The following is a 2,283-nucleotide window of genomic DNA, read 5'->3' on the forward strand; positions in this document are numbered from 1 at the left end:
TTGACGAAGAAGCAGGAATTTTTAGACCAATTTATCGCAACCGCAGTAGGGCAGTATATTCTCAGACAGCCTCTTGGGAACTTTTTAATAATGGAGCAGTCTGATGCTTTATTTTCCTGAATTCAGCTTTAACGATTTTACATTTCAATGGACAAATATAGCTTGGACAAGTGTCCTGATTTTTGGATCTCCTTTTTAAAGGATAGGTACAAGGATCCCTTGCTATCAACTTATGCATCAAGTCCACAAGTTAGCTGGTCAGGCTGTTCTGTGCAGATATATGATCCGTCCCACTCTGGCTTTTTAGAGCAGCAAGTAAACAAACAACGGACACTCAGTCCTTTACACCAACTGGATAGCTTTTTAATTTCTCATTTATCGCCTGTTGAAACTGATTTGGCATTGCTTGATTACCAACCAAAAGAAGACCTTGCCGAAGATGAACCTGTTGGAATTTCTAGTAAACACTGTGCTGATTTTGAGTCCATGGGTTTAACCTCAATACCCTTTCAGCCACTGCCTTTGCGACGTTCGTCGGTTACTTTTTCCAAGCCACCGTCGCCTCTGGTTACTAGCGATAACTCATGGAATAAGAGCACTCGACAGCAAGCTCTAACTGAAACCATTGGGTTTAAAACAACTGAATCTTCTGGTTCTGGTGAATTTCTGACTCCCGGGCTTGAACAGGTCCTGGTATCTGATAAACGCCACGTGACCATCGCCAAACACCAGGCATCAGATAAAGGCAAGAAAACCCAAGCCAAATACGAAGCATCAGATAGCGGCAAGACGACCATAATGGTATACCGGGCCTACGAAAAACGCGTGGCCAGTAGAAAAAAATACCAGGCATCGGATAAAGGCAAGGAGGCCAATCGCAGATACAACACATCCGATAAAGGCAAGCTGAATTTTGCCAGACGCCAGGCCAAATACCTGGCAACCGAGAAAGGCAAGACAAGCAGAGCCATAAATAATGCCAAGTTCATAGCCTATCGGTCAGCTTTAAACCGAGGCCTGAGTAAAGAACTGGCAAGGGAAATAGGAGCGCAGGCAGCTATTGCAAAAAAAGCAGAATTATCATTAGTGGCCTCCGCTTTGCAGCAGTCAACGACAATGTCTCTCCAGTCAATGTCTCCCAAGTGACTACGATGCTGTACCAATTCCACCTTTACCGGCTACAGCCATATCAACGATTTTGCCAGGAGGCTGTCCGAGGACAGCCTCCCGGGCTGATTCCCTGTGATGCTAAAAAGCATGTAATAATGTGAATTTTTTGAAAAATTATTGCTCTCTGGTTCAACTGACGTGAAGGGTGTGCCATTATTAGTGACGATTTTCTCAAGTTTAATCCTGACACAGGCAAGATCGTCTTGGCCAATACGTCCTTTCCGGCCAAAAACAACGGAAATTGATATGAAGAAGGTTATTAAAATATCCGCTCTGGCAGCTGCTGTAGTTTTAGCAGCTGGCTGTCAGGAAAAGACCACCCGGGCTCCTGAAGTCGAGTTAACCACGGATGATCAGAAAGCCGCCTATGCCATTGGTGCTTCTGTTGGTAACTTTGCCAGTCAGACACTGAAGCAGCAGGATGAGCTTGGTGTTGTGCTTGACCGTGCGCTGGTCCAGCAGGGCTTGCTGGACGCCCTCGCTGATCAAGTCAAAATGAACGAGGAGGAGATGGGCTCAGCGCTCCGGGCTCATGAACAGAAGATGAACACCGCCGTTAAGGAAAACGCCACCAGAAAGCGTGAGGAGAGCCGTAAAACCGGAGCCAAATATCTGGAAGACAACGCCGGGAAAGAAGGCGTTTCCGTTACTGAGTCCGGCCTGCAGTATGAAGTCATCAAACAGGGGGACGGCCCAAAACCAACCGCAGCGGATACTGTGACCGTTCATTACACGGGTAAGCTGACTGATGGCACTGTTTTCGACAGCAGCAAGCAACGAGGCCAGCCTGCGACCTTCCCTCTGGCAAATGTGATCAAGGGCTGGACTGAAGGTGTTGCCCTGATGCCTGTTGGCTCGGAATATCGCCTGACAATTCCCGCTGAGCTGGCTTACGGAGACCAGGAGGTTGGTTCTATTCCAGCTGGTTCCGTACTGGTATTTGATGTCGAGCTGATCAGCATCGAAGACGAAGACAAGGACGAAAGCAAAGAAAAAGTCGAGAGCAAATAAGTCACGAAATACATTGTGCGGCTGGTTACCATCACGGGCAGTGCGTCTAGGAGTGGTCTAAAAATAACTTTCCCATTTTAAACTCAGTGTTCCTGATGATTG

The 2,283-nt window shown here is 47.1% G+C and carries 2 protein-coding genes; both read left to right on the top strand.

Translation table 11 applies throughout. The annotated features are described in order from the left end of the window. The first annotated feature begins 270 nt into the window (after positions 1-270). On the top strand, positions 271-1,146 hold the full coding sequence (locus KDK14_RS20015; RefSeq protein ID WP_257266992.1) for a hypothetical protein: 876 nt from the start codon (positions 271-273) through the stop codon (positions 1,144-1,146). Between the two features lie 270 nt (positions 1,147-1,416). Next, complete coding sequence (gene fkpA / locus KDK14_RS20020; RefSeq protein ID WP_257266994.1) at positions 1,417-2,181, top strand: FKBP-type peptidyl-prolyl cis-trans isomerase; 765 nt, start codon at positions 1,417-1,419, stop codon at positions 2,179-2,181. Positions 2,182-2,283: the final 102 nt, after the last annotated feature.

The organism is Endozoicomonas sp. ONNA2, assembly GCF_024606365.1.
Lineage (GTDB): Bacteria > Pseudomonadota > Gammaproteobacteria > Pseudomonadales > Endozoicomonadaceae > Endozoicomonas.